22 protein-coding genes are annotated in these 26,997 nt (G+C 66.8%); 12 read left to right on the top strand and 10 right to left on the bottom strand.

Annotated features, from left to right (window positions below; translation table 11 throughout):
- Window positions 1-12 precede the first annotated feature (12 nt).
- Window positions 13-1,443, top strand: a complete 1,431-nt coding sequence (gene pyk, locus ACW179_RS18690; protein ID WP_492060954.1) for a pyruvate kinase — start codon at window positions 13-15, stop codon at window positions 1,441-1,443.
- A gap of 115 nt (window positions 1,444-1,558) precedes the next feature.
- On the opposite strand, the gene ACW179_RS18685 is transcribed toward pyk, so the two are convergent.
- From ACW179_RS18685 to ACW179_RS18670, 4 genes are all read right to left on the bottom strand, one after another.
- A complete protein-coding gene (locus ACW179_RS18685; RefSeq protein WP_492060953.1) occupies window positions 1,559-2,512 on the bottom strand; it encodes a Crp/Fnr family transcriptional regulator in 954 nt (317 codons plus the stop codon).
- A gap of 154 nt (window positions 2,513-2,666) precedes the next feature.
- Window positions 2,667-3,359: an SH3 domain-containing protein gene (locus tag ACW179_RS18680; protein WP_492060952.1), complete on the bottom strand. Its 693-nt coding sequence runs from the start codon at window positions 3,357-3,359 to the stop codon at window positions 2,667-2,669.
- Window positions 3,360-3,487: 128 nt separating this feature from the next.
- Entirely contained in the window at window positions 3,488-4,621 is a 1,134-nt protein-coding gene (locus ACW179_RS18675) for an acyl-CoA dehydrogenase family protein (protein ID WP_492060951.1), read from the bottom strand.
- Between the two features lie 101 nt (window positions 4,622-4,722).
- Window positions 4,723-5,928, bottom strand: coding sequence for an acyl-CoA dehydrogenase family protein (locus tag ACW179_RS18670; protein WP_492060950.1), 1,206 nt, complete (start codon window positions 5,926-5,928; stop codon window positions 4,723-4,725).
- A 196-nt stretch (window positions 5,929-6,124) separates the two neighbouring features.
- Here ACW179_RS18670 and ACW179_RS18665 point away from each other — a divergent pair, with 196 nt between their 5' ends.
- Window positions 6,125-7,771, top strand: coding sequence for a phosphatidylglycerol lysyltransferase domain-containing protein (locus tag ACW179_RS18665; RefSeq protein WP_492060949.1), 1,647 nt, complete (start codon window positions 6,125-6,127; stop codon window positions 7,769-7,771).
- On the opposite strand, the gene ACW179_RS18660 is transcribed toward ACW179_RS18665, so the two are convergent.
- Window positions 7,768-7,983 (bottom strand): hypothetical protein, encoded by a 216-nt coding sequence (locus ACW179_RS18660; protein ID WP_492060948.1) that lies wholly within the window; start codon window positions 7,981-7,983, stop codon window positions 7,768-7,770. The genes ACW179_RS18665 and ACW179_RS18660 overlap by 4 nt on opposite strands.
- A 210-nt stretch (window positions 7,984-8,193) precedes the next feature.
- Here ACW179_RS18660 and ACW179_RS18655 point away from each other — a divergent pair, with 210 nt between their 5' ends.
- Entirely contained in the window at window positions 8,194-11,244 is a 3,051-nt protein-coding gene (locus ACW179_RS18655) for a peptidoglycan-binding protein (protein WP_492060947.1), read from the top strand.
- Between the two features lie 88 nt (window positions 11,245-11,332).
- Window positions 11,333-11,794: a DUF3429 domain-containing protein gene (locus ACW179_RS18650; protein ID WP_492060946.1), complete on the top strand. Its 462-nt coding sequence runs from the start codon at window positions 11,333-11,335 to the stop codon at window positions 11,792-11,794.
- 4 nt (window positions 11,795-11,798) lie between these two features.
- On the opposite strand, the gene pdeM is transcribed toward ACW179_RS18650, so the two are convergent.
- Window positions 11,799-12,506: a ligase-associated DNA damage response endonuclease PdeM gene (pdeM, locus tag ACW179_RS18645; protein WP_492060945.1), complete on the bottom strand. Its 708-nt coding sequence runs from the start codon at window positions 12,504-12,506 to the stop codon at window positions 11,799-11,801.
- On the bottom strand, window positions 12,503-14,953 hold the full coding sequence (locus ACW179_RS18640) for a ligase-associated DNA damage response DEXH box helicase (protein ID WP_492064353.1): 2,451 nt from the start codon (window positions 14,951-14,953) through the stop codon (window positions 12,503-12,505). The genes pdeM and ACW179_RS18640 overlap by 4 nt, the downstream gene beginning before the upstream one ends.
- 230 nt (window positions 14,954-15,183) lie before the next feature.
- Between ACW179_RS18640 and ACW179_RS18635 the strand changes: the two genes are divergently transcribed.
- From ACW179_RS18635 to ACW179_RS18620, 4 genes are all read left to right on the top strand, one after another.
- Window positions 15,184-16,857, top strand: a complete 1,674-nt coding sequence (locus ACW179_RS18635; RefSeq protein ID WP_492060944.1) for a M20/M25/M40 family metallo-hydrolase — start codon at window positions 15,184-15,186, stop codon at window positions 16,855-16,857.
- A gap of 40 nt (window positions 16,858-16,897) precedes the next feature.
- Complete coding sequence (locus tag ACW179_RS18630) at window positions 16,898-19,762, top strand: ATP-dependent DNA helicase (RefSeq protein WP_492060943.1); 2,865 nt, start codon at window positions 16,898-16,900, stop codon at window positions 19,760-19,762.
- Window positions 19,763-19,796: 34 nt separating this feature from the next.
- Complete coding sequence (locus ACW179_RS18625) at window positions 19,797-20,255, top strand: hypothetical protein (RefSeq protein ID WP_492060942.1); 459 nt, start codon at window positions 19,797-19,799, stop codon at window positions 20,253-20,255.
- An 85-nt stretch (window positions 20,256-20,340) separates the two neighbouring features.
- Window positions 20,341-20,613 carry a helix-turn-helix domain-containing protein gene (locus ACW179_RS18620; RefSeq protein WP_492060941.1) on the top strand — a complete coding sequence of 91 codons (273 nt, stop codon included), beginning with the start codon at window positions 20,341-20,343 and terminating at the stop codon, window positions 20,611-20,613.
- A 15-nt stretch (window positions 20,614-20,628) separates the two neighbouring features.
- On the opposite strand, the gene ACW179_RS18615 is transcribed toward ACW179_RS18620, so the two are convergent.
- Window positions 20,629-21,540 (bottom strand): fatty acid desaturase, encoded by a 912-nt coding sequence (locus ACW179_RS18615; protein ID WP_492060940.1) that lies wholly within the window; start codon window positions 21,538-21,540, stop codon window positions 20,629-20,631.
- Between the two features lie 121 nt (window positions 21,541-21,661).
- Between ACW179_RS18615 and ACW179_RS18610 the strand changes: the two genes are divergently transcribed.
- The 3 genes from ACW179_RS18610 to ACW179_RS18600 all read left to right on the top strand — a co-directional run bounded on the left by ACW179_RS18610 (window position 21,662) and on the right by ACW179_RS18600 (window position 23,875).
- The gene (locus tag ACW179_RS18610) at window positions 21,662-21,982 is read left to right on the top strand and encodes a metalloregulator ArsR/SmtB family transcription factor (protein WP_492060939.1); all 321 of its coding nucleotides are present in this window, start codon (window positions 21,662-21,664) and stop codon (window positions 21,980-21,982) included.
- A 145-nt stretch (window positions 21,983-22,127) separates the two neighbouring features.
- On the top strand, window positions 22,128-23,198 hold the full coding sequence (locus ACW179_RS18605) for an alkene reductase (protein WP_492060938.1): 1,071 nt from the start codon (window positions 22,128-22,130) through the stop codon (window positions 23,196-23,198).
- Window positions 23,199-23,269: 71 nt separating this feature from the next.
- The gene (locus tag ACW179_RS18600) at window positions 23,270-23,875 is read left to right on the top strand and encodes an SRPBCC family protein (RefSeq protein WP_492060937.1); all 606 of its coding nucleotides are present in this window, start codon (window positions 23,270-23,272) and stop codon (window positions 23,873-23,875) included.
- Here ACW179_RS18600 and ACW179_RS18595 read toward each other — a convergent pair.
- Window positions 23,859-25,496 carry a pectate lyase gene (locus tag ACW179_RS18595; RefSeq protein WP_492060936.1) on the bottom strand — a complete coding sequence of 546 codons (1,638 nt, stop codon included), beginning with the start codon at window positions 25,494-25,496 and terminating at the stop codon, window positions 23,859-23,861. The genes ACW179_RS18600 and ACW179_RS18595 overlap by 17 nt on opposite strands.
- A 488-nt stretch (window positions 25,497-25,984) precedes the next feature.
- On the opposite strand from ACW179_RS18595, the gene ACW179_RS18590 reads away from it, so the two are divergent.
- On the top strand, window positions 25,985-26,164 hold the full coding sequence (locus ACW179_RS18590; RefSeq protein ID WP_492060935.1) for a hypothetical protein: 180 nt from the start codon (window positions 25,985-25,987) through the stop codon (window positions 26,162-26,164).
- Window positions 26,165-26,210: 46 nt separating this feature from the next.
- Here ACW179_RS18590 and cuyB read toward each other — a convergent pair whose 3' ends face one another.
- Window positions 26,211-26,897: a cysteate racemase gene (gene cuyB / locus ACW179_RS18585; RefSeq protein ID WP_492060934.1), complete on the bottom strand. Its 687-nt coding sequence runs from the start codon at window positions 26,895-26,897 to the stop codon at window positions 26,211-26,213.
- Between the last annotated feature and the right edge of the window lie 100 nt (window positions 26,898-26,997).

Genomic DNA, 26,997 nt, shown 5'->3' with positions numbered 1-26,997 from the left:
AGGAGCGGCGGCATGATCCGCGCGCGTCGTTCCCGCATTGTGGCCACCATCGGCCCGGCGTCGAGTTCACCAGAGATGATCGTCACCCTGGCCAAGGCCGGGGCTGACGTGTTCCGGTTGAACTTTAGCCATGGTGCCCATGAGACCCACGCGGCGGTCTATGCCGCGATCCGGGCGGCCGAGCCGATCGTTGGCCGGCCGCTGGGCATCCTGGCCGACCTGCAAGGCCCAAAGCTTCGGGTCGGAAAGTTTGCGGACGGCCCGGTCATGCTGAAGGCCGGCCAGGCGTTCCGCTTCGATGCCGACCCGACACCGGGTGACGAAACGCGGGTTCACCTGCCGCATCCCGAGATCCTGACGGCGATGCGCCCCGGCGCGACCCTGCTACTGGACGACGGCAAGCTGCGGATGACCGTCACCGACGCCGGTCCGGGCTATGCCAACACTACCGTTGTGAACGGTGGCAAACTGTCGGAGCGCAAGGGGGTGGCGGTTCCGGACGTCGTGATCCCGATGTCGCCGCTGACGCCCAAGGACCGTGAGGACCTTGCCTTCGCTCTGCGCTTGGGCGTCGACTGGGTCGCGCTTTCGTTCGTGCAGGCTCCTGAAGACATGGCCGAACTGCGTCGCATCGTCGAAGGTCGCGCAGCGGTTCTGGCCAAGATCGAGAAGCCCCAGGCGCTGCAGTGCCTGGGCGCGATCATGGACCTGTGCGATGGCGTCATGGTGGCCCGCGGCGACCTCGGCGTGGAAATGGCCCCCGAAGAAGTGCCCGTGGCCCAGAAGGTCATCCTGCGGGCGGCGCGCGAGCGTGGCATTCCGGTGATTGTGGCCACCCAGATGCTGGAATCCATGACCAGCTCGCCCACCCCGACCCGGGCCGAGGCCTCGGACGTGGCCAATGCCGTCTATGAGGGTGCCGACGCCGTGATGCTCTCGGCTGAGAGCGCGGCCGGCGACTACCCCGAAGAAGCCGTCTCGATGATGAACCGCATCATCGAGCGAGTGGAGCGCGATCCGCGCTGGCCCGAACTGATGCAGGCCGAGCAGCCGCACGTAGATGAGGATGCCGACGTTCTGGTGGTGGCCGCCGCCGGCGCCGCCAAGTCCGGTTCGACCAAATGCCTGGTGGCCTTCACCACGACCGGCGCCACGGCGCGGCGCCTGGCGCGCGAGCGCCCGTTGCAGCCTGTGCTGGCCCTGTCGCCGCAGATCAACGCGGTGCGCCGCATGACCCTGGTCTGGGGGATCGAGCCGCGCGTCAGCACGCAGCCCGACAGCCTGGAAGTGGTAACCACCAACGCCGCCAGCAAGGCGCTGGAACTGGGGCTGGTGGCTCCGGGCGAGCGGCTGCTGATCGTGGCGGGAACCCCGTTTGGGGCGCCGGGCGCGGCCAATCTGCTGCGACTGGCGCACGCGCCCATGCCGATCCGTAAGCGCTAGAGCGTTAGTCGGCGAAGTGGATACCGGTTCGCCGCCGAAATAACGCGTCAAAACAAGAATCTAGAGCAAACGACATGATTCAATCATGGCGACCTTTGCTCTAGGTCAGTCGCATTCAGCCGAAAGGCGAGGGCAGCAGGCGTTCGTAGCCGCGCCGGACCGCGCCATAGCATTCGCAAGCGGCGGCCTCGAGGCCGCTGCGGTCGAGGATGTCTACTGCGCCCCGGCGATAGCGGATCAGACCCTTGTTTTGCAGGGAGCGGGCGACAGCCGTCACTGTGGTCCGCTGCACCCCCAGCATGTCGGCCAAGAACTCCTGGGTCAGGGGAATGGCGTCTGAGTCTATCCGGTCGTGGCTCGACAGCAGCCAGCGGCAGAAGCGCGCCTCCACAGCGTGCAGGGCGTTGCAAGCCACCGACTGGATCGCATGGCCAAACAGCGCTTCGTTGTGGCGGTCGATCAGGGCCCGCAGGGCCGGAAGCTGTCCAGCCATGTCGCGCAGGGCACCGGCCCCGATCCGCGACACCAGGCCCGGAGCCTGAACGATGGCGCGAGTCAGAGACTGGCGCGGGGCCAGCGCCGCCATCAGCCCCAGGGCGCCTTCCCGGCCGATCGCCGCCGACTCGATGGCGGCCCCGTTGTCCATCAGGGTCATCAGGGAAATGACGCAGGTCTGGGGGAAGTAGATCGTCTCGACCCGGTCGCCTGGATCGTACAGAACCCGTCCCCGTTCCAGTTCGACTGCAGTCAGGTGCGGCGAAAGCAGGCCATACTCTTGAGCCGGCAAGGCGATGAGAAGGCGGTTCTTCAACGGATAGGCCAGCCCGGACAGGGAATCGACCGCCGTCGCCCTGCAAGGCTCCGATCCATGGGTTGGAAGCTGGGCCGCCGCTGCCGGATAGCCGACATAGTCAGGCTGGCCTGACGCGAAATCACAGTGATTGTCGATCTTAGCCTCCTGGCTGGTCGTCAGAACGTGACGCTCGATATCTCCGGGCCGATGAGCGCAGGGCTCTATGCATGCGACATCTGGGCAGCTGCTGTCCGCAAGACTTGGCGAACGCGGCATGGGGGCCTCCTCCGGCGATTGGGGAACCGCTGGAAGAGGCCTTGAGCGCGACCGGCGGAGCCGCCGCTCCAGGTCCGGAGATATCCGGGGGTTGGATCCGGACCTGATCCCATGGGCGTCGATCCGGGCCGAAGCGGGACGGCCCGGAGCAACCTTAGCGAGGCTTGGCGAAGGCGGACGACATCCAGCCGCGTGCGCCATTGTCGTCGTCGACCTCCATCCAGACCCCGTTGCGGGCCCCGGTCGGATAGACATTGGCGCCTGTGCGCAGATTACCGACTACAGCGGCGGTCGGCGCAGCGGCGGCGCGAAGCGGCAGGTCCTGGGTCACGGCCAGAGCGGCTACCGCGTTGGCCGAGGCCGGGCTTGCCGACATCGAAGCGGTCATCGCGGTCATATTGGTCGGCGCGCCGCAGTTGCGGCCCTGATAGAGGCCGGCCATCATGGTGCGGCGTTGCTGGGCAACCTGGATGGCTTGCGCACCTTGCTCAGCCTTGGCGGCGGCAGAGGCCTTGGCAGCCTGGGCAGCCATGCCCGCAAAGCGGCCCAGGCCAGGCATCTTGGCCAGGGCACCGCTACGCAGAGCCGCTTCCATGCCCAGTGCGACGCCTGTGTCGGTAGCCTGGGCCGTGCCGGCGGCGTTGGCGATGGCGGTATTGGCCAGGCCCATGGCCTGATCCATGCGGGCGATCTCGGCCATCAACTGGTCGCAACTCAATGAGGCTTCGGGCGTGGCACCGTTCAGGCCGTATTGCGCCAAGGCCGGTGTGCCAATGGCAAGCGCCGTCGCAAGCGCCAGGCTCGACCGCAAGGCGGCCGTCTTGTTCTTGATGGTGATCATGGTCATTCCCCGAAGCCCTGGATCGCCCGCCGGAAAGTGTCCGTGTCAGGTCTGGATCCCGTCTGTACCGAACAACGATATGCGGTATGGGGCAGGGCCGCCCATCCCCTGTTCAGGGGGGATGGGCGCGGGGTTTAGAAGCCTTGCAGGCGAGCATACCGATCGCGGTGGAACGACGGGCCGCCGAACAGCGCCTCGGCCACCCGGGCGCGCTTCATATAGAGCCCGGAGTCATGGGCGTCGGTCATGCCGATGCCGCCATGCATCTGGACCATCTCGTTGGACGCCAGATGCAGCACCTCGCTGGCCTTGGCCTTGGCCAGGGACGACAGGGCGCGAGCGTCATTTCCGGCGTCGATGGCCTCCAGCGCCGCCTCGACACAGGAGCGGGTGGTCTCCATGTCGGTGAACCACTTGGCGGCCCGGTGCTGCAGGGCCTGAAACGTACCGATGACCTGGCCAAACTGGGTGCGGGTCTTCAGGTAGTCCAGCGTGATCTCGAAGGCTGCGTTGGCGCTACCCAGCATTTCCGCTGCAAGACCGGCATAGGCGCGGTCCAGCGTCGGCTCGAGCACGGCCCAGCCCTTGTCGACCTCGCCCAGCACCGCGTCGGCGCTGACCTTCACATCGGAGAAGGTGATCTTCGAAGCGCCGCGCGAGTCGACCAGGGCCAGATGGGCGCGCGTGACGCCGGCGGTGTCGGCCGGCACCAGGAACAGGGTGATGCCCGCCGTATCGCCGGACTGGCCACTGGTGCGCGCCGCGACGATCAGCAGGTCGGCGGCGTCGCCGTCCAGAACGAAGGTCTTTACGCCGTTCAGGGTGAAGCCGTCGCCCGATGCCGTCGCCGATAGGGCTATGCGGGCGGGGGCGTGGTGAGCATGCTCGTCCACGGCCAGGGTTGCCACAGCCTCGCCTAAGGCAATTCTGTCCAGCCACGCCGACTTCTGCTCGCTCGTGCCCGCCAGGTTCAGAGCCGAAGCGGCGATCAGGGCGGTGGAGAGCAGGGGGGAGGCCACCAGGTTACGACCGGCTTCTTCCAGCACCAGGCCCAGGCCCAGATAACCGAAGGCCGAGCCGCCGTGCTCTTCGGGTACAATCACGCCGGCCCAGCCCATCTGGCCCATTTCGGCCCAGACGGCGGGATCGAAGCTCTGGCCCGACTTGCCGTCGCGCAGCTTGCGCAGGGCGCCGACGGGGGCGCTGTCAGTGGTCCAGCCCTTGGCTGCGTCGCGCAGCATGGTCTGTTCTTCGGTCAGGACGGCCATGTCAGGCTTACTCCCATAAGTGACTGTATTCGACCCGGTGAAAGGTCTGTCGGATAGGCTGCCGGGAGAGGCGCTCCTGGCGGGGCGAGCAACAGGACCGTCTACTGGTGGTCCAGCAGGCCGAGCACGCGCTTGGCCACGACGTTGAGGTTGACCTCACTGGTGCCGCCCTCGATGGAATTGCCCTTGGCGCGCAGCATGGCGCGGGTGGCATTCAACTCATCGCTGGTGAAGCCTTCGCCCTCCCAGCCCAGGCCTTGCAGGCCCAGGGCTTCGACCAGCAGCTCTGTGCGCTCCTGGTTCATCTTGGCGGCGGCGTACTTGATGATCGAGACGGCGGCGCTGGGGCCCTTGCCGGTCTTTGACTCGGCCTCGGCCCGCCGGACCGTCAGCATGAAGGCATGAGCATCCATGCGATGCGAGGTGATCCGGGCACGCAGATCGCCGTCGGCGATCCGGCCTTCGGCGTCGACACCGATCTCTGTCTTGGCCGCCTCGACCACGTCCAGCCCACCGCCGCCGCCAAAGCCGCTGGCGCTGATGTTCTGGCGTTCATACTGCAGCAGCCGCTTGGCGATGTCCCACCCGCCGTTCAGCTTGCCCACCAGCTGTTCCTTGGGGACTTTCACATTGTCGAAGAAGGTCTCGCAGAAGGGCGAAGAGCCGCTGATCAGCTTGATCGGCCGCGCCTCGACGCCCGGCGTGGTCATGTCGAACAGCACGAACGAGATGCCCTCGTGCTTCTTGGTGGTGTCGGTGCGCACCAGGCAGAAGATCCAGTCGGCCTGGTCGGCATAGCTGGTCCAGACCTTCTGGCCATTGATCAGATAGTGGTCTCCCTGATCTTCGCACTTGGTCTGCAGGGCGGCGAGGTCGGAGCCCGCGCCCGGCTCGCTATAGCCCTGGCACCAGCGGCTTTCGCCGCGCACGATTTCCGGCAGGAACCGTTTCTTTTGCTCCTCGGTGGCGTATTCCAGCAGAACCGGACCCAGCATCCAGACGCCGAAGCTCATCAGGGCGGGACGAGCCTTCAGGCGACGCAGTTCCTGCTCCAGAACCTTGGCCTGTTCCTTTGAGAGCCCGCCGCCGCCGTATTCCGTGGGCCAAGTCGGGGCCGTCCAGCCCCTGGCCCCCATGCGGTCCAGCCAAAGCTTGGCGTCGGGATTCTTCCAGACCATCTTGCGGCCGCCCCAGGGGGCTTCATCCTCGCCCATCGGCGCATGCAGCGACGACGGATAGTTGGCCTCCAGCCAGGCGCGGGTTTCGGCACGGAAGACGTCGATCTCGGTTGCTCCGAAGTCGGCCATGGTCGTCTCTCCCTTGGGATCGTCATTCATCGGCGCTTTTCGCGCCGCTTCATTGTTCAGACTACGCGACGACGCGCGGCGGGCAAGTCGATTCAAACGGATGTTCGCCGCAAGCCGGGCGCCGGGTTCCGGTGATCTGGCGTATAGAAGGTTCAGCCGTGGGGTCCCGTAGGGGATTCGCCGATCCGGGATCTTGATGTCAGCGCCTGAATTCAGACCGGCGGCTCTGGCGATGGCGCCGACGCTATCGGCCATTCTCGCCGTTTCGGCAGGGGTTATGCTGTTGACCTCGGGGGCCACGCCCTCCGAGCCGACGCGTTTTGCGCTGCTGCTGGCCTTTGCCCCTGACCTGCTGATCGAGATCAGCCACTTTGTCTCGTCAATCCTGGGGCTGGTGCTGCTGCTCCTGGCATTTGGCCTGCGCTCGCGCCTCGACGGCGCCTGGTGGGCGGCCGTGATCGCCCTGGCGGCCTCGGCTCTGCTGGCGATCTTCAAGGGGCTGAACTGGGAGGAGACGGCGCTGCTGTGCCTTTGCTGCCTGCTGATCCTGCCCTTCCACGAGGCCTTCCCCCGTAAGGCGGCATTGTTTCGGATGGAGATCACGCCGGGGTGGCTGCTGTCGGCGGCGGCGGCGCTGGGCGGGGCGACCTTCTGCGGCTGGTGGATCTTCACCCACACCGAATATGCCGACAAGTCGTGGATGCGGCTGATGGGAGACCAGGACGCGGCCCGCGCCATCCGCTCGTCGGTCGCCGCTGCAATCGTATTGCTGGCCATCGGCGTCTGGCGCCTGATCGCGACGCCTGCCAAGCCGCCGGTCGTCGATGATACCGATCCCGAGTTCGACCGCGTGCGAGCGATCCTGGCCAAGGCCGAAGACGCCGAGCCGGGCTCCAACCTGGCCCTGCTGGGTGACAAGCGCTTCCTGTTCTCGGCTTCGGGCGAGAGCTTCCTGATGTTCGGCGTGCGTCGCCGGTCCTGGATCGCCCTGGGGCCGCCGGTCGGTCGCCGTGACGAGCGTATGGAGCTGTTCTGGCGGTTCCGCGAACTGGCCGACGCCCATGCCGCAAGGGCAGGGTTCTATGCTCTGGGCCCGGAAGACCTGCCCGACACCGTCGATCTGGGTCTGGCGATCCAGAAGACAGGGGAAAGTGCGGCCGTGCCGCTGGCCGCCTTCTCACTGGTCGGCCGCCGCCGTGAAGTCCTGCGGCGCAACTGGCGCAAGGCGGGCGAGGGCGGCGCGGCTTTCGAGGTTCTGCCGGTCGGCGGCGCGGTGGCGGTGATGGACGAGCTCAAGGCCATCTCTGACTCGTGGCTCGTGCACCATGCCGGCGGCGAGAAGGGCTTCTCGATGGGCGGCTTCGATCCTCGCTACGTCGCGGAGTTCCCGGTCGCCCTGGTCCGTGCCGAGGGTCAGATCGTAGCGTTTGCCACCTTGTGGACCACCTCGCACAAGGCGGCTTTCTCGATGGACCTGATGCGCTACTCCGACAATGCGCCCAAGAACGTCATGGACTATCTGTTCGTCGAGCTTCTGCAATGGGGCCGCGAGGAGGGTTATCAAGCGTTCGAGTTCGGCATGGCCCCGTTGGCCGGCCTAGAAGATCGCCCACTGGCCCCGATCATGTCCCGTGTCGGCCGTCTGCTCTATGAGCGCGGAGAAGAAATCTACAATTTCCAGGGCGTGCGTCGTTACAAGAACAAGTACGACCCAGTCTGGCAGCCGCGCTATATTGCCGCGCCACGAAAGTGGGCCATTCCTTTTCTGCTCGCAGACATCGGTTTGCTGTCTTCGGGCGGGGTCAGCGGTCTTACGAAGCGGCCAAAACGGTCCGCGACCTAATAGCGCGGCTGGTTGCCCGTCTCGACCCCCAGAAGGTTCATCAGATGCGCCAGTAACAGCATCATGGCGACCACGCAGACCATCATCAGCGGACGCCAGGGTACCATGCGCGGGCCCTTTAGAATATTGGCCGGACGGGCGCCGCGCCATCCGCAGAATACTGCCAGGACGAGAAGCGCGACGAGGACGGCGATGGTGAAGGGCAGGTCCATGGGCGTTCCATGCCCTGCGACAATCGGCCTGGCAAATGATTAACCTGCGTTAACCCTCTTGCTTTTTAACCAAGCTATTTATGGTTAAAGGTGCGTCCCGATTCCTCCACCTGTTATTCGCAAACCTACTAGATTTAGCTATTTGGTCGCGTTTACACCCTAGGAATCGGTGACTAGCGTTTGTCCCCAGGTACGGGGAGATCGATTCGTATGACGGCCGCAGCGCCATGGAGCGTTAAGGGAATTGATCCCAAGGCACGTGAGGTCGCCAAGGACCTCGCGCGTCGCTCCGGCATGACCTTGGGCGAGTGGCTCAACCGCATGATCATCGAGGGCGAAAGCCAGGGGGCCGAGGCGCCCGTGGCTGACACCTTCGGCGGCGGCGCGCACGAGCGCTCGGCCCGTCCCTATCTCCACATCGCCAAGGATGACGACGCCCCGCCGCGCTTCGAGGTTCCCGAGCATCCCGCTGACGAAGTGGGACGCGTTGCGCTGGCCCTGGACCGTCTAACCCTTCGCATCGAGGCCGCCGAGAATCGTTCTGCCGCTGCCATCGCGGGCATCGACCAGTCGGTGCGTGGCACGCTGGGGCGACTGGCCCAGTCCGAGCGCGAGCAGATCGCCGTGGCGGCCCGCTTTGAGGGCGCGGTCGACGATATCAAGAGCGAGCAGGTTCGGGCCGCAGAGCGCCTGCGCCGCATCGAATCCGAAGCCGTTGGCCCGCGTTCGGCCGAAGCCATGCGCGCCCTCGAAGGGGCGCTGGGCAAGGTCGCCGGCCATCTCTACGACGGCGAGGCCCGCACCCGAGACTCCATCGCCGCCCTGGAGGCGCGACTCGACGCGCAGCCGCAAGCTCAGAGCGCCCCCCAGATCGACCCGACCGCTGTGGTCGATGAGGTCGTCTCGAAGCTGGGTCAACGTCTGGAAGCCGCCGAGACCCGCACGGCCGAGGCGCTGCGTGATCTGGGCGCGTCCTTTAGCGCTCTGGATGGCCGCCTGCGGAGCGTCGAAGGCGCCAACCCGACTTCGGGCGTGCAGGAACGCCTCGACCAACTGGCCGGCGACCTGTCCAAGCGCATGGAAGCCGCGCGGCTCGAGATGGCGACCAAGCTGCGCGACAGCGCCGATGGCCGCTTTGACCGCATGGAAAAGAAGCTCGGCGAGATGGCCGCGCACGTCCAGATCGCCGAACAACGCTCGGCCCAGGCTATCGAACGCATGGGCCGCGAGGTCGTCGGTGTCGCAGACGCCTTCAACCGCCGCGTCCAGGCCGCCGAAAGCCGCAGCGCCGCCGCAATTGAGCAGGTGGGCGGCGAAGTGGCCCGCATCGCCTCGACTGTCGAGCACAAGCTGAACCGCACCGACAGCGTTCAGGCTCAAGCCCTGGAAAAGCTGGGCTCGGAAATCGCCCGCATCACCGAAAAGCTGGCCGAGCGGATCGGCAACGCCGAGCGCCGCAACGCCCTGGCCATCGATGATGTCGGCGAGCAGGTGGCCCGTGTCACCGATCGCCTCAACCAGCGCCACGAGCGCTCTTCGCAGGAATTGATCGACCGGATCCGCCAGAGCGAAGAGCGCACCGTCAAGCTGCTGGAGGACGCGCGCGAGAAGATTGACAGCCGCCTGGGCGAGGCGCAGCGCAAGCTGGCTGAGCAGGCGCTCGCCGCCGCTGCTCCGGTGCCCGTGGCTCGCGCCCCGGTCTCGCCTTTCGACGCAGACCGCTATTCGTTCGGCGGCGAGTCCTCGGTGGACGAGGACGTTTTCGCTTCGCCCTCGACTGCTGCGGCACCGCCGCCGATGGCTTTCGATCCCGCGCCGTTCCAGGCCAATCCCTTTAACGCTTCGGCATTCCCTGCCATCGAGCAGGCTGCGCCGCGCTTTGAAGATGACGCCGCCGCCGCGCCCGAGGCGTTTGGCGTGGTTGAACAGGACTACGAGCCCCGGTCTGAAGCCAAGAGCCCGTCGCTGGACACCGATCTGGCCGAGGGCTTCCAGGGTCCGTCGGACTTTGACGATCCGGCACCTGAGGCCATCGATCCGTCTTCGGCCCGCCCGCTTTCGACCCGTGAGGTGATCGAGCAAGCCCGGGCCGCCGCGCGAGCGGCTGCCACTACAGACGCCCGCAAGGACAAGTCCAAGGACAAGATCAAGGCCAAGCCGGCGACCAGCCAAACGTCGATCTTCTCGGGCTTTGCCGCCAAGGCGTCGGCCAAGAAGTCGCGGCGCCGCAACTCGTCCTTGACCACGGCCCTTATGGTGTTCGGCGTCGCCGGTGCCATCGGCGGCGGCACCGGTCTGCTGCTGTTGCCTCACAACGGCGAAAGCCAGGTTCCCGACCGCGTCGCCCAGGCGATCGCCGGGCGCAAGGCCGAGGTCGAGGTCAGCACCGGTGAGGTTGACCCCAATCGTAGCTTGCCCCGCGCCGCCGTCGTCCTGTCGCCGCAGCGGATCACGCCGGTGGAACCCGCCGTCGCGGCTCCCACGCCGGTTGCTCCGCCGCAGGAAAACAGCCAGGCGCTTTTCGATGAGGCCGTTCGCAAGATCGAGGCGAAGGACCGCACCGGCGTCGACCTTATGCGCAAGGCGGCCAATCTGGGCCTGCCGCGCGCCCAGTTCTATCTCGGCAAGATGTACGAGATGGGCGAGGGTGGCGTGAAGAAGAACCTCGCCGAGGCCCGGCGCTGGACTGAGCGAGCGGCCATCGCGGGCGATGCGCGCGCCATGCACAATCTGGGTCTCTACGCCTTCAAGGGCGAGGGCGGCCCGCAGAACTCGACCACCGCTGCGGGCTGGTTCCGCAGGGCCGCCGACATGGGCCTGCTGGACAGCCAGTTCAACCTGGCCCAGCTCTATGAGCGCGGCCTGGGCGTCAGCCAGAACGCGGCCGAAGCCTACAAGTGGTATGTGATCGCCGGTCGCGCCGGCGACGCCACCTCCAAGGCCCGCGCCGCCAACCTGCGCCCGCAACTGACCGCAGAGGCCCAACGCACGGCTGACCGGTCGGCCTACGCCTTCCGCGCGCAGACCACTGTCAGCCCTGTGGTCGCCGCCAACTCTGCCGTCGCCGCGCCGCAGGCGGCCGGGCTGGGCACCGCCCAGCGCGTGCTGTCGCAGTTGGGCTACTATCAGGGTCCACGCGACGGGGTCGCGTCTCCGGCACTGCGCATGGCCATCGCCGCTTACCAGCGCGACCAGGGGCTCTCGGCCTCGGGTGCGCTCGACGCCGAGACCCTGGATCGTCTGTCGGTCTATGTTCGTTGATCGTCCGTGGACCTACGGCCTCGTCTCGGTAATAGTCGCGTCCGGGGCGGGAACGGTCGCCTAGGCGACCGGCCGGAGGAGTAGAGTCATGAGCGAACCTGTGGCGGATCGCGTACCGGCGCCGCCGGCGGTTTGGGTCTTTGGTCTGGCGACCCTGATTCCGTTCTTCGTTGCATCCGGCGTCTTTTGTTATGGGCCGCTCGAAGCCCGTCGCGGCGCGTTGATCTCGCTGCTGGCCTATTCCACGGCCATTGTCTCGTATTTTGGCGGCGTGCGCACGGGGCTGGAGATCGAGAATCCCAGTCCGCGATGGGTGGTTCTGGGGCTGTCGTTGCTGTTCCCCCTGGCGGGTTTTGGCCTGCTACTGGGCGAATTGCGCTTCGAGCCCGCCTGGCAGCTGTCGGGCTTCCTGCTGCTGTTTCTGCTGCAATGGGTTTGGGACGTCACCGACCACGACGGGCCAGCCTGGCGACCGCGCATGCGCACCGTTCTGACCTCCGGCGCCGCCATCTCACTGGCCTTCTCGCTGGAGCAGGCCCTGCACATGTAGGGTTTCAGTCGGGACGCAGCGAACGCGGTCCGATCGCGTGAACCTTCTGCCTGCCCAGGGCTGCGGCCAGCAGCGGGCCACCGAAAAGTCCTGAAAAGGCGACATCCAGAATATTCAGTCCGCCCGTATAGGCGCCGAACGCCGGCAGGATCAGCCGTTCGCCATCGGTGACAAAGCAGCGCCGGCGTACGCTGCCGCGCCCGCTCGACACGCGCGCCGCCGGGTGCAGGTGACCGGCCACCTCGCCGGGCTGCAATCCCGCCTGCGGCTCGTGGCGAAGGGTCAGGCCCTGGATCGTCGCCTCGTCGATCACCTCGCCGGGCAGAGCGCGTGGACCCTCCTCATCGTGATTGCCCACCGCCCAGATCAGCTCGCGGCCGCGCGCCAGACCCGCCAGCCGCGCCGCATCGTCTCTGGCCAACCGAGCCTCGCCCTGCCCATCATGAAAGCTGTCGCCCAGGAAAATCAGGCGTGCCGGAGACAGGGCAGCGATCTCGCTGTCCAGCCGGTCCAGCGTTTCGCGCGTGTCGTATGGGGGGAGCATCTGGCCAAACCGGGCGGCGTAGTGGCTGCCCTTCTCGAAGTGCAGGTCGGCCACCACCAGGGTGTGCTCGGCCTCCAGCCACAGAGCGCCCGAGGCGCGCAGCAACACCGGGGCACCGAACAGTTCGATACGCAGGCCGCCGCAAGGGCCGGTTTCGAACCGGGTCAAGCCATGGCCTCGGCGATCAGATCGTCTTCGGCCTCGGCCAGGATCATCTCGCCCGCCGCGTCGCCTGGCGCCCGCTCGCGGCCGATTTCCAGCATGATCGGCACCGCGAAGGGCGAGACGCGCTCCAGCGCCTTGTGCCGGATATGGCCCTTGATCCGCGCCAGCATGTCGCCCAGCCGCGCTACGTCCAACAGGCCGCTGGCCGCGTCCATCCGGGCGCAGCGCAGCAGCAGGTGGTCGGGTTGGTGGCGGCGCAGGACGTCATAGATCAGGTCGGTCGAGAAGGTGACCTGTCGGCCTGACTTCTCCTGGCCGGGATGGCGACGCTCGATCAGGCCGGCGATCAGGGCGCAGGCCTTGAAACTGCGCTTCATCATGAAGCTCTCTTCCAGCCAGGCCTCCAGGTCATCGCCCAGCATGTCCTGGTCGAAGAGGGCACCCAGATCCAGCCCGTCCATTGGCTTCAGCGACCAGAGGCTCAGCGCGTAGTCGTTGCAGACAAAGCCCAGCGGCCCCACGCCCAGCCGGTCCAGCCGCCGGGTGAGAAGCATGGCCAGGGTCGAATGGGCCAGCCGCCCCTCGAACGGATAGCAGATCAGATAGAAGCGTTTTCCACGCGGAAAGGTCTCGACCAGCATCTCGCCCTCATGGGGCAGGGCCGAGCGCAGCTTCTGCCAGGCCAGCCATTCCTGCACGTCGGGGGGCAGGGCCAGCCATTCGGCCTCGTCATGCATCATCTTGCGCACGCGGCTGGCCAGATAGGTGGACAGCGGAAACTTCGAGCCGCCCCAGCTGGGCATCTTGGGGTCGCTGTCCGGTGCAGGGCTGACAAAGGCGTCAGCCCCGACGATGGCGTTGAACCGCCAGACCTGTCCGGCGAAGACGAAGGTGTCGCCGGGGGCCAGCTGCTCGAAATAGCCTTCCTCGGCCTCGCCGATCTTGCGGCCGCCGATCGGGCGCTTGCCGCCGCCGATCCGCACATTGACCGTAGCCGCCGTGACGATCGTGCCGACATTCATGCGGTGGCGCTGCACCGTCTGGGCGTCGCGCGCCCGCCACAGGCCGTCCTGGCCCGGAACGATGCGACGGAACTTGTCGTAGGATTTCAGGGCGTAGCCGCCGGTGGAGACGAAATCGACGACGCTTTCGAAGTCTTCCCAGGACAGGTCCGCATAGGGGCCTGCTGTGCGGATCTCGTCGTGCAGGGCGATGAGGTCGAAGGGCTCCGAGCACGCGCAGCCCATGATGTGCTGGGCCAGAACGTCGAGCGCGCCGATGCGCTCGGGCTCGCCGTCGAGATGGTTTTCGAGAATGGCGTCGGCGGCGGCGCGGCATTCCAGCATCTCGAAGCGGCTGGCGGGCACGAAGATGGCGCGGCTAGGCTCGTCCAGCCGGTGGTTGGCCCGGCCGATCCGCTGCACCATCCGCGAGGCACCCTTGGGCGCGGCCAGCTGGATCACCAGATCCACGTCACCCCAGTCGATGCCCATGTCCAGGGTCGAGGTGCAGACCACCGCCCGCAGTTCGCCGCGCGCCATGGCGGCCTCGACCTTGCGGCGCTGCTCGGCGGCCAGGCTGCCATGATGCAGGGCGATGGGCAGGCTGTCGTCGTTCAGTTCCCACAGTTTCTGAAAGGCGAACTCGGCCTGGAAGCGGGTGTTGACGAATACCAGGGCCGTCTTGCTGGCCTTGATGATCTCATAGACCTCTTGCATGGCGTGCTCGGCGGTGTGGCCCGCCCACGGCACGCGCCCGCCGGAGACCAGCACCTCCACGACCGGCGGCGCGCCACCCGAGCCGAGCACGAGGTCGACGCTCTGTTCGCCGCCGCCCCCCAGCCAGCGCCGCACCAAGTCGGGGTCGTCGACCGTTGCCGACAGTCCCACCCGCCGCATCCTCGGCGCGAACATCTGGAGGCGCGCCAGGTGCAGGGCCAGCAGGTCGCCGCGCTTGCTGGGCCAGATGGCATGGGCCTCGTCGATGATCACGCAGGCCAGGTCTGCGAAATACTCCCGCGCGCCTTCCCAGGCGCAGAACAGGGCCAACTGTTCGGGCGTGGTCAGCAGGATGTCGGGCGGACGGATGCGCTGACGCGCCTTGCGGCTTTCACCGGTGTCGCCGGTGCGGCTCTCGGCCACCACCTTGAGCCCCATCTCACGGATCGGGGTCATCAGGTTGCGCTCGACGTCCACGGCCAGGGCCTTGAGCGGCGAGATATAGAGGGTGTGGACCCCGGCCGGCGTGTTGCGCGGCGCGCGCTCAGACAGCTCGATCAGGCTGGGCAGGAACCCCGCCAGGGTCTTGCCGCCACCGGTCGGCGCGATGAGCAAAGCGCTGCGGCCGGCCCGCGCCTTGGCCAGCATTTCCAGTTGGTGAGCCCGGGGAGCCCAGCCGCGCGCGGCGAACCAGTCCTGAAAACGCGGTGGGAGGGCGTTGGCCAAGGGCATTGTCTGTGGATATAGCATGTTCCCGTTCCGTTTCCAGACGGGCTGTGTGGGGTTCGTCCGCGCAAGACTGGAGGTCGCAAGGGGCGCGGACTAGAGCAAAGGTCGTCATGATTGAATCATGTCGTTTGCTCTAGATTCTTGTTTTGACGCGTTATTTCGGCGGCGAACCGGTATCCACTTCGCCGAATAACGCTCTAGTGTCGCGCGCCAGTCGCATTCGGAGAAAGCCCATGAGTCGCCGTCTTTCCGTTTCCGCTCTGGGCCTGGCCATGCTGTTGGGCGGTGCGCCGGTTCAGGCGGGAGAGCCTGCGTTGGCGGTCTCGCCCGAGCGCCTGTCGGACATCACCCGCGACCTTGCGTCGGACGCCTTTGCAGGCCGCGCGCCCGGCGGTCCCGGCGAAGCGCCGACCATCGAATACCTGGTCCAGCGCTTCAAGGCGCTGGGGCTTGAGCCAGCCGGCGATCATGGCGGCTGGACCCAGACCGTGCCGCTGGTGCGGATCAAGCCGGAAGGCCCTGTCGTTCTGACCCTGGCCACTGCTGCCGGACCGCTGGCGGCGCGCCAGAGCCAGGAAATCCAGATCAGCACCCTGCGGCCGGTGGACCGGGTGACCCTGAGCGCCGCGCCGATGGTCTTTGTCGGTTACGGAGTCACCGCGCCCGAGCGAGGCTGGGATGACTTCAAGGGCACCGACCTGAAGGGCAAGATCGCGGTGTTCCTGATCAGCGACCCCGACTTCGAGGCCAGGTCAGATGAACCCGTGGCCGGCAAGTTCGCTGGAACCGCCGCCACCTACTATGCCCGCTGGACCTACAAATACGAAGAGGCTGTTCGCCAGGGCGCGATCGGCGCGGTCATCGTTCATGAGGTCCCCGGGGCCGGCTATGGCTGGTCCACCGTCATCGCGCCGGCCGGCGAGGGCTATGACATCGTGCGGTCCGATCCGGCCAAGGAGAAGCTGCTGGTCCAGGGCTGGATCCAGCGCGACGCAGCGGTCGAACTCTTCCGCCGGTCAGGACAGGATTTCGAGGCGCTGAAAGTTGCCGCGCGTCGAGCCGACTTCCGGCCGGTGGTCTTGCAGGGCGCGAGCCTGTCGGCCGACTTTGCGGTCAAACACGAGCGGATGGACAGCCGCAATGTTCTGGCCCGCTTGCCGGGCTCCACGCGGCCGGAGGAAAGTATCCTCTATGCCGCCCACTGGGACGCGTTCGGCATAGGCGCGCCCGACGCCCAGGGGCGCACTATTCGGCCAGGCGCGGCCGATGACGCCATCGGCGTGGCCGCTGTGCTGGAGACCGCTCGCGCCTTCGCCGCCGGCCCACGTCCGCAGCGCTCAATCCTGTTCGCCGCCTGGACCGCCGAGGAGCGGGGCCTGCTGGGCTCGGAATACTATGCCGCGCGACATGAGGCGCAGCTGTCGCGCATGGTCGCCAACTTCACCTTCGATGTCTTGCAGACTAAGGGGCCCGCCCGCGACGTGGTGCTGGTGGGCGCGGGGCAAAACATGCTGGAGGACCGCCTGGCGGTCGCCGCCCAGGCCCAGGGCCGGACGATCACGCCCGATGCGCGGCCCGAGCGGGCGCTGTTCTATCGCGCCGATCACTTCTCGTTGGCCAAGCGCGGCGTGCCGGTGCTGCTGCTGATGGGTCTGGGCGGTGGCGCGGACCTTGTCGAGGGCGGCCGAGCGGCAGGCGACGCCTGGGTCGCCGACTATACGGCCCGCTGCTACCACCAGACCTGCGACGCCTGGAGTCCTGACTGGGACCTGCGCGGCGCGGCTCAGGATGTGGACCTGACCCTGAAGGTGGGTCTGGATCTGGCCAATTCCCGCGACTGGCCCGACTGGAAGCCGGGGTCAGAGTTCAAGCCGATCCGCGCCGCCACCGCCGCCAGCCGTCGTTGAGGTCAGAACCTCTGACAGTTCGCGTTCCGTCGGGGCGCGAATGGCGATAGGATCGGGCGTGTCTCATTTCGCCCCGACTCTCGATCTTGCGCCTGCCCTGGTGGTGCTGCCCGGGCCTCGGGCCGGCTATGCCGATGGCGGCAGTGGGCGACCCGGGGACGAAGGCGGCGGCCGCATGCTGCGCGCCCCCGACGCCCGCGACCTGCTGGAACACGGCCCAGTGCTGGTGGCCCATGCGGCCATGACTGCCAAGCGCCTGAACATGCACGCCCCGCCGCGCGGCGGCCGGCTGTTCGATGTGCTGGAACTCTATGCCTTTACGCGTCCCGCCACCTTCTGCGCGCCGTCGGCCGTGGGCCTGGCCATGGCCCTGGGCCTGCCTGAACCCAAGGGGGCGGCCGAGCAGGCGGCCAGTCTGCGGATTTCGGCCGACGCCCTGCTGGCCGAGCTGCAGCTGACGCCCCAGCCCTCGCGCGAGGAGGCCCTGGCGGCGGCCGAAACCATGGCCAAGGCTGGCTGGGCCTGGGGTCCGGCCGTGATCGGTGCCCTGCGCTCGGTTCCGGTCGGCAACCAGTTCCGAAGCTCGGGCCTGGATGTCTGGGCGCGGATCGTCGAGTGGGAGGACCAGGCCCCGGTCGGCGAGTCCGGCACGCGGCCCATCGATCCCGACCGGGTGGCCGAGCGTCTGACCGAGCTCCTGCAGCGTTCGGGTCTGGACGAGGTGCGCGAGGCTCAAGCCACCTTCGCCCGCGAGGCGGCCTTTGCCTTCCAGCCCCGCGAGCGTGAGGGTGAGCCGCGCATGATGCTGGCCGAGGCCGGCACGGGTGTCGGCAAGACCCTCGGCTATCTGGCACCCGCGTCGCTGTGGGCCGAGGCCAATGGTCCCTCGGTCTGGATCAGCACCTATACCCGCGCCCTGCAGCGGCAGATCGAGCGGGAAAGCCAGTCGATCTATCCTGACCCCGCCGTGCGCGCCCGCAAGGCGGTGGTACGCAAGGGGCGCGAAAACTACATCTGCCTGCTGAATTTTCAGGAACAGATCAACGGCGCCCAACTGGGCAATGGTGATTTGATCGGCCTGGCCCTGGCGGCTCGCTGGGCGCGCGCCACCCGCGACGGCGACATGACCGGCGGCGACTTTCCCGCCTGGCTGCCGACCCTGTTTTCCATCGCTCCAGCGCAGCAGGCCAGCCCCGCCAACCTGGTCGACCGGCGCGGCGAGTGCGTCCATGCCGGCTGCCAGCACTATCGTATCTGCTTCATCGAGAAGGCGGTGCGGGCCTCCAAGCGGGCGGACATCGTCATTGCCAACCATGCGCTGGTCCTGACCCAGGCCGCCTTTGACGGGGCGCGGGCGGCGCGGGGCCTGAAGGGCGACAACGAGACCACAGCGGTCAAGCGCGTGGTGTTTGACGAAGGCCACCACCTGTTCGACGCAGCCGACAGCGCCTTCTCGGCCGCCCTGTCTGGAGCGGAAGCCGCCGAACTGCGTCGCTGGATCCGGGGACCGGAAGGCCGCGGCCGGCGGGGCAGGGGGCTTGAGGCTCGCCTGCTCGACATCCTGGGCGACCGCGAGGGCGCGCGTCAGGCCCTGACGGCCGTGCTCCACGCCGCCGCCGCCCTGCCGGGCGAGGGCTGGTCTGGCCGTATCGCGCCGCCTGACAGTCAGGCCAATCCCATCGGGCCGATCGAGACCTATCTGGTGGCCGTAATCGAGCAGTTGCGCGCCCGCTCCAGCGATCGCGGCGGCGTCGAGCAGGGCCTGCAATGCGCCGCCCGCCCGGCCGTGGATCTGGTGCGCGAGCGGGCCGGCGAGGCGGCCAAGGCCCTGGCCGGGATCGAGGCCCCGCTATTGGCCCTGGCCCGCCAACTGGAAGACGTTCTCGACGAAGACGCCGAGCATCTGGGAACCTCAGAACGGGCTCGTATCGAAGGCGCGCTACGCGGTCTGGATCGCCGCGCGCGCATGACCCTGCCGGCCTGGCGCTCGATCCTCAAGGCCATCGACGAAGACGCCGAGGACGATCCCGACTTCGTCGACTGGTTTGAGGCGACGTTCCTCTATGGGCGGGTGGTCGATGCCGCCTGTCGCCGCCATTGGGTGGATCCCACCGAGCCCCTGCGCGCCGCCGTGCTTAGCCCCGCCCACGGCGTGCTGGTGACCAGCGCCACCCTGACCGATCCAGCCCTTGATGACCCGTTCGCCCTGGCCGAGATGCGCACCGGCGCCGCGCGCCTGCCCCAGACGCCCAAGGTGCTGCGACTGCTCTCGCCGTTCGACTATGCCAGCAACGCGCGGGCCTTTGTGGTGACCGACGTCAACAAGGAAGACTCCCGCCAGGTCTCGGCGGCGATGCGCGAGCTGTTCCTGGCCTCGGGCGGCGGCGGGCTTGGTCTGTTCACGGCCATTCGGCGGCTGAAGGCCGTTCACGAGAAGATCGCCGCGCCCCTGGCGGACCAGGGGCTGGCCCTCTATGCCCAGCATGTCGATCCGCTGGAGGCCGGCGCTCTGGTCGACATCTTCCGAGCCGAGGAAGACGCCTGCCTGCTGGGCACCGACGCCATCCGTGACGGGATCGACGTGCCCGGCCGCTCCCTGCGCCTGCTGGTCTTTGACCGCGTACCCTGGCCCCGCCCCGACATTCTGCACAAGGCCCGCCGGGCCCGGTTTGGCGGCAAGGGCTATGACGACTCCACGGCCCGCGCCCGGATCAGCCAGGCCTTCGGCCGCCTGATCCGTCGCGCCGACGATCGGGGGGTGTTCGTGATGCTGGACGCCGCCGCACCGACGCGGCTGTTCTCGGGCCTGCCGGAGGGGATCACCGTCGAGCGCCTCAGCCTGGTCGAAGTGATCGAGGCCACTGCCGCATTTCTGTCAGAGAACGGCGCTAAGAATATGAACTGACTATCCTTTGAGAGCAAAGGGCGGTGGGGGTTTCATGGTTCGCGTCATCGGGACGTGCCTGGCGGTCTTGGCGCTGATAGCGCCGGGCGTGGTCCATGCTCAGGAGTTTGTCCGCCAGGATTGCCAGCCTGTCGTCCAGCCTTCGGTCGCTCTGAAGTTTGAAACCGATCTCCATGCCCTTTGGTACAAGCGGTTCTGGACCGGCTCATGCGCCGCCGGCCTGCGGCTCTGCTTGCCGGGCACGCCCAACTGGAATGAGATTGTCAGCAAGCTTGTGGCGAAGGGCGAACCCCAGGATCGGGCAGTGCTGTTGCCCAAGGCCTGCCGGTTGGGACAATTGATCGGGCTGGAGTGGGCCCGCGACAAACGCATCCAGCGTATCCGGACCGCTGACCTCAAGGTTTTCAACGCCATGCTGGAGGCCGCAGGCGACCCGCAAACGGGCCTTGAACGGGTGGAAGGCAGGGCCCAGGCGTTGATCGCGGGCCATTGATCGCGCTTCAACCGCAAAGTCGTCGAAATTCCGCAATCAAGAGGGCTTAGAAGGGGACGTGGGGGCATTGTAACGGAGCGTACAGATGACCCGACTCGCCCACCCCACAGATCCTGCCATCGACGAGGCCGCCACCCCCGCTCAGGCCTTTTCGGCGCGCGCTCTGGTGCGAGCGGTGCGCTGGCGAAGCGGCCTGTCGCAAAGCGACTTCGCCTGCGCCTTCCATATCGACCCGGAACTAATCGCGGCCCTCGAACAGGGCGAGACCCGCCCAGACGCCGCCCTGACCGCCTATCTGCGCGTCATCGACCATGCGCCGGAGGTGGTGCGCGAAGCGCTGGAGCGGGCTGGGCTTTAGCGGCGTTGTCGGGCGCTATACGCGCCTTAGAACGGGGCGGGCCGGCATTGTATCAGGGGTGCGAACATCCCAGGCCAGGCCTGCGTGCTCCAGCAGTCTGATGAACAGGAAGCCCAGGTCCGACTGGCCTGGATGCAGTCCCAGCTTGGCCGAACCGGGATAGGCATGGTGGTTGTTGTGCCACGCTTCGCCCATGGTCGGGATCGCAGCCCAGGGTACGTCGTGGGCCTGCACGCCGGAGCCGTCCACGATCCAGGCTTGGGGGCCGTGCCGGTGTGCGATGCGGCCAACCAGCCAGTGGCCGGTCACCGAAACGCAGATGCGGACGCAGACGCCCCAGACCAGCCAGGGTAGACCGCCCAAGCCCAAAAGGACGAGCGCCAGTGGAAGTTGCTGCAGCATCCAGGTCCGTTCCAGCAGACGATAGAAGCGATCCTCCCCGATGCCGCCCGCTGGCGCAAACCGAGGCGGGTTCGTCAGTTCCAGCCGGCAATGCAGGTTCCACCAATAATCCCGCCAGAAGCCAGTCCTGTTGGAAAGATAGGGGTGGCAGTCTGCTTGGCGCTGACCCCAGTCGCGCGTGTCATGCGCCTTGATCATCCAAAGCGGTCCGCTCATGCCGACCAGCGTGCCAATCCACATCATCAGGTGGTCCAACCATAGCGGTGCCTTGAAGCTGCCGTGGATCAACCGGCGGTGAAAGCCAACGGAATGGCCGATCAACAGCGTCGCGCCCGTCGTGAGAATGAAGACGGCGAAAGCGCTCCAGCTGAAGACGAAGGGTGCAAGCAGCACGGTGGCTGCCAGCATGGTGCCGTTCCAGGCCGAATGGACCGGATCCCATTTTACGACGCCGGATCGAGCATCTGCGTGCGGTCCGACGATCAGGTGATGGACTGCATAGGGGTCATGGGCGTGGACGGACATGGCCTGTCTCATTCATTGATGAGGTAATTAACTCCAAGCTTAAATGATTGCCAGGCAGCTGCCAAGCGGTTAGGTAATTTCTTAAATGCTCAGCCGAAAGGTCGGCCTGGATTCCCCTCTTATGCAGCGTGTATTCGAAGCCCTGTCGTCCACCGTGCGCCGCAAGATTCTGGCCTATCTGGCTCATGCGGAACTTACGGCTGGCGATATTGCGGGGCGATTTTCGATCTCCAAGCCCGCTGTTTCGCAGCACCTGTCGATCCTGGAAGCGGCGGGTTTGGTGCGCAGCGAGAAGCGGGGTCAGTTTGTCTACTACAGTCTGGTGCGCGACAGCCTGGTCAACACGCTCAACGAGTTCGTCCAGGAGGTATGTCCCGTCTCCAAGCCGCTCAAGGCCGAGAGCGCGGTTCTGGCGGATCGGAAAGACCCAGACAGGCCCTGAAGGGCTGGGTCAGGCTGGTTCCGACTGAAGTTTTCCGCACACCGCGCCAGAAGAACTTGGCCCGGGCGGGTTGTGAACGGCGGGGGATAGGCCACCTAAGGTGCTACGGCCCGCACGTCAGGGCGACCGCTTCAGGATCCTGCCCATGCCCACCCTGTTTGACCCGTTGCGCGTTGGCGATCTGGACCTGCCCAATCGTGTGGTGATGGCCCCGCTGACCCGTTTGCGGGCGGGCGAGAGCCAGATCCCCAATGCGATGATGGCGGAGTACTACGCCCAGCGCGCCTCGGCGGGCCTGATCATTTCCGAGGGCGTGCCGGTGTCGCCGCAGGGCGTGGGCTATCAGGGCGTGCCCGGGATCTGGTCGCAGGAACAGACCGAGGGCTGGAAGCAGGTCACCCGCGCCGTGCATGACAAGGGCGGCCGCATCTTCATGCAGATATGGCACGTCGGGCGGATCTCCGACCCGTCGCTGCTGAACGGCGAGGCACCGGTCGGGCCCAGCGCCATCGCGGCGACAGGCCATGTCAGCCTGCTGCGCCCGCAGCGCCCGTATGCGACGCCGCGCGCGCTGGAGACCGAAGAGCTGGCCGGGGTGGTCGAGGCGTTCCGGCAGGGGGCTGAAAATGCCCAGGCCGCCGGCTTTGACGGGGTCGAACTGCACGGTGCCAATGGCTATCTGCTCGACCAGTTTCTGCAGGACGGGTCTAACCAGCGCACGGACGCCTATGGCGGCTCCATCGAGAACCGCGCGCGCCTGATGCTGGAGGCCGCCGATGCGGCGATCTCGGTCTGGGGTCCTGATCGGGTGGGCATGCACCTGGCACCGCGAGCCGACAGCCACACCATGGGCGACAGCGATCTGGCCGCGACGTTCGGCTATGTCGCCAGGGCCCTGGGGCAGCGCGGGATCGCCTTCCTGTGCGCCCGCGAGGCGGTGGGTCCCGACAGCCTGGGTCCGCAGCTGCAGCGTGCGTTCGGCGGCGTCTATATCGCCAATGAGGGCTTTACTGGTCAGAGCGCCCAGGCGGCGCTGGATGCGGGAACCGCCGACGCTGTGGCGTTCGGCAAGGCCTTCATCGCCAATCCTGATCTCGTCGAGCGCCTGCGGACCGGCGCGCCGCTGAATGCCCCCGTCCCGGCGACCTTCTATGGCCCCGACGCACGGGGCTATCTCGACTATCCGGCGCTGGCGCCCGAGGCCGCCTCGGCCTGAGCCTGCCTCCAAGTTGGGAGTTCGCTCGTAGCTTCCTGTGACGCGCATCTGCGCCAAAGGGCGGGCTCCATATGATTTGGCGAGGGATGTGGGGCTTCATGGGCTTGGCGGCGGCCCTGGCCGTGGCCGGCGGGGCCAAGGCCTTTGACCTGTCGCCCAGGGCGCAGGCCGCGCTGGCGCGGGGCGAGGCCTATGCCGACGTCTCGCCCGATCCTGATGGTATATCGGGCCGGGTGCGCGGGGTGATCGACATCGACGCGTCGCCGCAGCAGGTCTGGAAGGTGATGACCGACTGCGCCACGGCAGCGAAGCTGATCACCAACCTGGCCAGTTGCAAGGTGCTGTCGGGCGACCAGGGGCGGGCCTGGGACGTGCGCGAGCATGTCACCCACCGCAACCTGATCTTCCCCGGCATGACCATCGTGTTCCGCTCGGACTACGAACCGTTCAGCCGCATCCGCTTCAACCTGGTCAAAGGCGATCTCAAGGTCCAGCGGGGCGAGTGGCGGCTGCAGGCCCTGAACGGCGGCCAGGGCACGCGGGTGTTCTACGACAACCGCCTGGCCGTCGACTGGCCTGTGCCCAGGGCCATGATCCGTGAGGCCCTGCGCAAGGACGTGCCCAAGGTGCTGGGCAATCTGCGCTTGGCTTGCGAGGGCCTTAAGCCGTCCCGATGAACTTGATCAAAGCAGCCATGTTTTCAATGTAACCGCCCGTCGAGATCCCGATCTTGGGCGTGTCGGTGATGAACGGCGAGGTGTCAGTCGCGTCGCCGACCCGGGTCTGGCTGAAGTCGCCCGGCGCGGGGGTGGGAGAGCCGTCGCCGATATAGGGATTGCTGGTCGCCCGCAGTTCAGCCGGCCACCAGCCTTCGGCATTTAGCGTCGCGATCAGGGCCGCCGCCTTGGCAGGCGAGGCCGCGCCGCTGTCGGCTTTGAGCGTGTCGACGTTCAGATCCGAGACCGAGATGTCGCCGGTGGTGAAATATCGCGGCAGGGCCTTGCGTCCACCCTTCAGCGGCGAGTTCTGGCTGGCGAGTTCAGGCGACGTCGCTTGCAGCTTGGCCAGCCGCTTTCGCAGCCCTTCAACGTTCACTGAGCGGAACGACGAGTAGTGGATCACTGTGTCGTGGGGGTTCTGATCGGCGAAGTAGCGGCCGTTGACCACATTGCTGCCGGTGCGGTGGATGTAGAGCGGCAGGCCCGAGCCGATGGCGATGAAGGTGGGATAGGGCGCGCCCTTCTTGATCTCGACGGGCAGTTTGACGCTGTCCAGCCAGTCCAGCGCCTCGCCCAGGCGGGCCAGGTACTTGGGATCGCCGGTCAGTTCGTAGAAGTCCATGCAGGCGGCGATGTTACCGCCGGTGGTGTGGGTGGCGAAGGCCTCGGGCTCATAGGTGCGGGCGCCAACGGGCTTGAGGTCGCTCACCTTGTGCTGCAGGCCCCAGGCCGGCTGCGGTTGCGGCTGCTGGCAGGCCAGGAAGCAGTCCATGGCCTTGTGGATCGCCGGCAGCACGCGGGCGTCGCCCAGCGCCTGCCAGACCATGATCAGGAACTTGAGGTTCTCGCCGGCCACATCGTCGTTGAAGGTGATGTAGCCGGTATAGTCGGCCTTGCCGTGATGGTGGAATTCGTCCTTCAGCGGGAAGCGCTGGGGCCAGCCACCGACCGGGTACTGGCTGTCGAGGACAAATTGCAGGGCCTTGTCCAGCGCCGGCTTAAAGGCCTTGTCCTGCTTCTCTGCATAGAGGCGCAGCAGGAACTGCGAGCTCTCGGCGGTGCCCGCGTCGTCAAACGTGGCGTTGCCGTAGTAGTGCTGGAATTCCTCGAGCCGCCAGCCGTTCTTGCCGATGGTGTCGTACCACTTCTTCAGCGAGGCCTCGCCAGCCAGGTCGCCGATATAGTTCCAGCCGCCGGCCGGGTGCTGGATCGCGATCAGGGCCTGGGCGGCCTTGCAGGCGGCGTCGTAATAGTAGGCGTCGCCCGTGGCGTGATAGGCGTCCAGAAACAGGTGGCCCATCGTCGCCGTGCCGGGCGGCTGGACCCAGATCATGGTTGGGAAGGCTTCCATCTCGCCCCAGCGACGCGAGAAGTCAGGCAGGTAGCTCCAGACATAGCCGCCGTTATAGGCCGCCTTTTCGACCATGAAGGTCGTAGCCTTCTTCATCGTGGCCAGGGCCTGCTCGCGTGTCGGGGTCTCGGCGGCCAGGGCCTTGAGCGGTGCCAGGCTGCCTGCGGCGGCGAAAGCGGCGGCGGACGTGGCCATCAGGCGGCGGCGGGAGAGGGGGCTGAGCGGCATGCTGTACTCCGGCTGACGATCCTCTTGATCGGCCGGGGTGGCGTCGGGCCTCCCGCGCGGCTTGAGCCGTTCGCCAGGGGCGGTTCCGTTGCATCCTCCCGGACCGGACAAGCCGATCCCGCCGCCTTGATGCGGCGATGTCTTGCCGTTGTTGTGACACCGGTGTCACTTCTTGGCTAGAGTCTTTTCATCCGCGATGGCGCGCATGGGGCGCGAGACGCTGCGACAGGCGGTCACCTTGCGCGGTGACCGGCGTTCGGCGAAGAACGGTGTCATCGCTCTTTAGGCGACGCCGCCGCGCCGGATCGGTGCGCGCGACGCTGTCCTGTTGGGGAACAGGACGACACCCCCGAACCCGAAACGGGGTTCGGGGGTGTGTTCAACTGATCGATGTTATCCGGCTAAGTAATTGATCTAAATATATAAAAATTGCATGCGGCCAGCGGTCGCATGGCGATGGGTTTTTACCCTCTGTAAAGATTTTAGCCATGGCTACCCGCACAGACCACATCGATGAAGCCGAGCGCCTGGAACGACAGGCCGAGATCGCCGATAGCGCCCATGCGCGCGCGGCGCTGCGGCGCATGGCTCAGGCTTCGCGCGGGGCGGCGGCTCTGGTCGGGATGATCGAGGCGTGTCGCGAGGAGGTTCCGGCGGCAATCCTCTAGAGCGCGTTCCGAAAAGTGGGAACCGGGTTTCGGACTGAAACGCGCGTCAAATCAAGAGGCTAGAGGGGGCAGCGATGCAGGCGGCAACGCAGGCGCGGGCCAGAGCCTCGGTGGCGTCGATGAGTGGCAGGGTCAGGTCTGCGGCGTCGAGTACCAGCGGAACCTCTGTACAGCCCGCGATGATTGCCTCTGAGCCCTTGCTGACCAGGCGGTGAGCCAGGGCTGTCATGGCCTGACGAGAGTTGGCTCCTGCATCGCCAGACTTGATCCGATAGAGCAGGGCCATGAATTCAACCTGTTCGTGATCGTCCAGGGTCACCACCTCCAGGCCCTGGTGGAACAGGCGGTCGCGATAGAGACCCAGGGCCAGGCCTGTGCCCAGAACACCCACACGGCGGGCCCCGGCTCCCCGCGCCACATGACCAGCCGTCTCAAGCATGTCGATCAGCGGCAAGCCGCTGGCCTCGACGTCGCGAGCATAGGCATGGGCGGTGTTGCAGGTGATGGCCAGTATCTGGGCGCCGCCGTCGCGCAGACCGGCCGCCATGGCCGCCAGAACCGGTCCGGGATCAGCGCCTTCGACATTGCGATCAGGCACGTGGGGATTGATGTCGACCAGAACCCGCAGATGGTCCTGCTCGCGCGCCGTCGGTGTGGCCGCCTGAAGTTTGGCCAGGAAATCCAGAGTCGCGGCCGGACCCATGCCGCCCAGAACGCCCAGGGTCTTGGTCATGCGCGAACTCTTCCTCTTTGCGGTCAGCTACAGTGGAATTCTGCATCAAGGCGCTACTGGCGGAGCCATGCGCTGCCTTTGTCGGTCCTGGCGTTTGCAA

It is taken from the genome of Caulobacter sp. AVps18, assembly GCF_058681425.1.
This window is presented reverse-complemented; position numbering and strand designations above follow the sequence as displayed.

Coding starts and splice junctions, on each gene's coding strand:
- ACW179_RS18670 (WP_492060950.1), bottom strand. CDS start 5,928: ATGGCCGACTTCGGAGCAACCGAGATCGACGTCTTCCGTGCCGAAACC.
- ACW179_RS18665 (WP_492060949.1), top strand. CDS start 6,125: ATGTCAGCGCCTGAATTCAGACCGGCGGCTCTGGCGATGGCGCCGACG.
- ACW179_RS18655 (WP_492060947.1), top strand. CDS start 8,194: ATGACGGCCGCAGCGCCATGGAGCGTTAAGGGAATTGATCCCAAGGCA.
- pyk (WP_492060954.1), top strand. CDS start 13: ATGATCCGCGCGCGTCGTTCCCGCATTGTGGCCACCATCGGCCCGGCG.
- ACW179_RS18590 (WP_492060935.1), top strand. CDS start 25,985: ATGGCTACCCGCACAGACCACATCGATGAAGCCGAGCGCCTGGAACGA.
- ACW179_RS18615 (WP_492060940.1), bottom strand. CDS start 21,540: ATGTCCGTCCACGCCCATGACCCCTATGCAGTCCATCACCTGATCGTC.
- cuyB (WP_492060934.1), bottom strand. CDS start 26,897: ATGACCAAGACCCTGGGCGTTCTGGGCGGCATGGGTCCGGCCGCGACT.
- ACW179_RS18640 (WP_492064353.1), bottom strand. CDS start 14,953: ATGCCCTTGGCCAACGCCCTCCCACCGCGTTTTCAGGACTGGTTCGCC.
- ACW179_RS18620 (WP_492060941.1), top strand. CDS start 20,341: ATGACCCGACTCGCCCACCCCACAGATCCTGCCATCGACGAGGCCGCC.
- ACW179_RS18610 (WP_492060939.1), top strand. CDS start 21,662: ATGCAGCGTGTATTCGAAGCCCTGTCGTCCACCGTGCGCCGCAAGATT.
- ACW179_RS18660 (WP_492060948.1), bottom strand. CDS start 7,983: ATGGACCTGCCCTTCACCATCGCCGTCCTCGTCGCGCTTCTCGTCCTG.
- ACW179_RS18630 (WP_492060943.1), top strand. CDS start 16,898: ATGGCGATAGGATCGGGCGTGTCTCATTTCGCCCCGACTCTCGATCTT.
- ACW179_RS18595 (WP_492060936.1), bottom strand. CDS start 25,496: ATGCCGCTCAGCCCCCTCTCCCGCCGCCGCCTGATGGCCACGTCCGCC.
- ACW179_RS18685 (WP_492060953.1), bottom strand. CDS start 2,512: ATGCCGCGTTCGCCAAGTCTTGCGGACAGCAGCTGCCCAGATGTCGCA.
- ACW179_RS18600 (WP_492060937.1), top strand. CDS start 23,270: ATGATTTGGCGAGGGATGTGGGGCTTCATGGGCTTGGCGGCGGCCCTG.
- ACW179_RS18650 (WP_492060946.1), top strand. CDS start 11,333: ATGAGCGAACCTGTGGCGGATCGCGTACCGGCGCCGCCGGCGGTTTGG.
- ACW179_RS18625 (WP_492060942.1), top strand. CDS start 19,797: ATGGTTCGCGTCATCGGGACGTGCCTGGCGGTCTTGGCGCTGATAGCG.
- ACW179_RS18635 (WP_492060944.1), top strand. CDS start 15,184: ATGAGTCGCCGTCTTTCCGTTTCCGCTCTGGGCCTGGCCATGCTGTTG.
- ACW179_RS18680 (WP_492060952.1), bottom strand. CDS start 3,359: ATGACCATGATCACCATCAAGAACAAGACGGCCGCCTTGCGGTCGAGC.
- ACW179_RS18605 (WP_492060938.1), top strand. CDS start 22,128: ATGCCCACCCTGTTTGACCCGTTGCGCGTTGGCGATCTGGACCTGCCC.
- ACW179_RS18675 (WP_492060951.1), bottom strand. CDS start 4,621: ATGGCCGTCCTGACCGAAGAACAGACCATGCTGCGCGACGCAGCCAAG.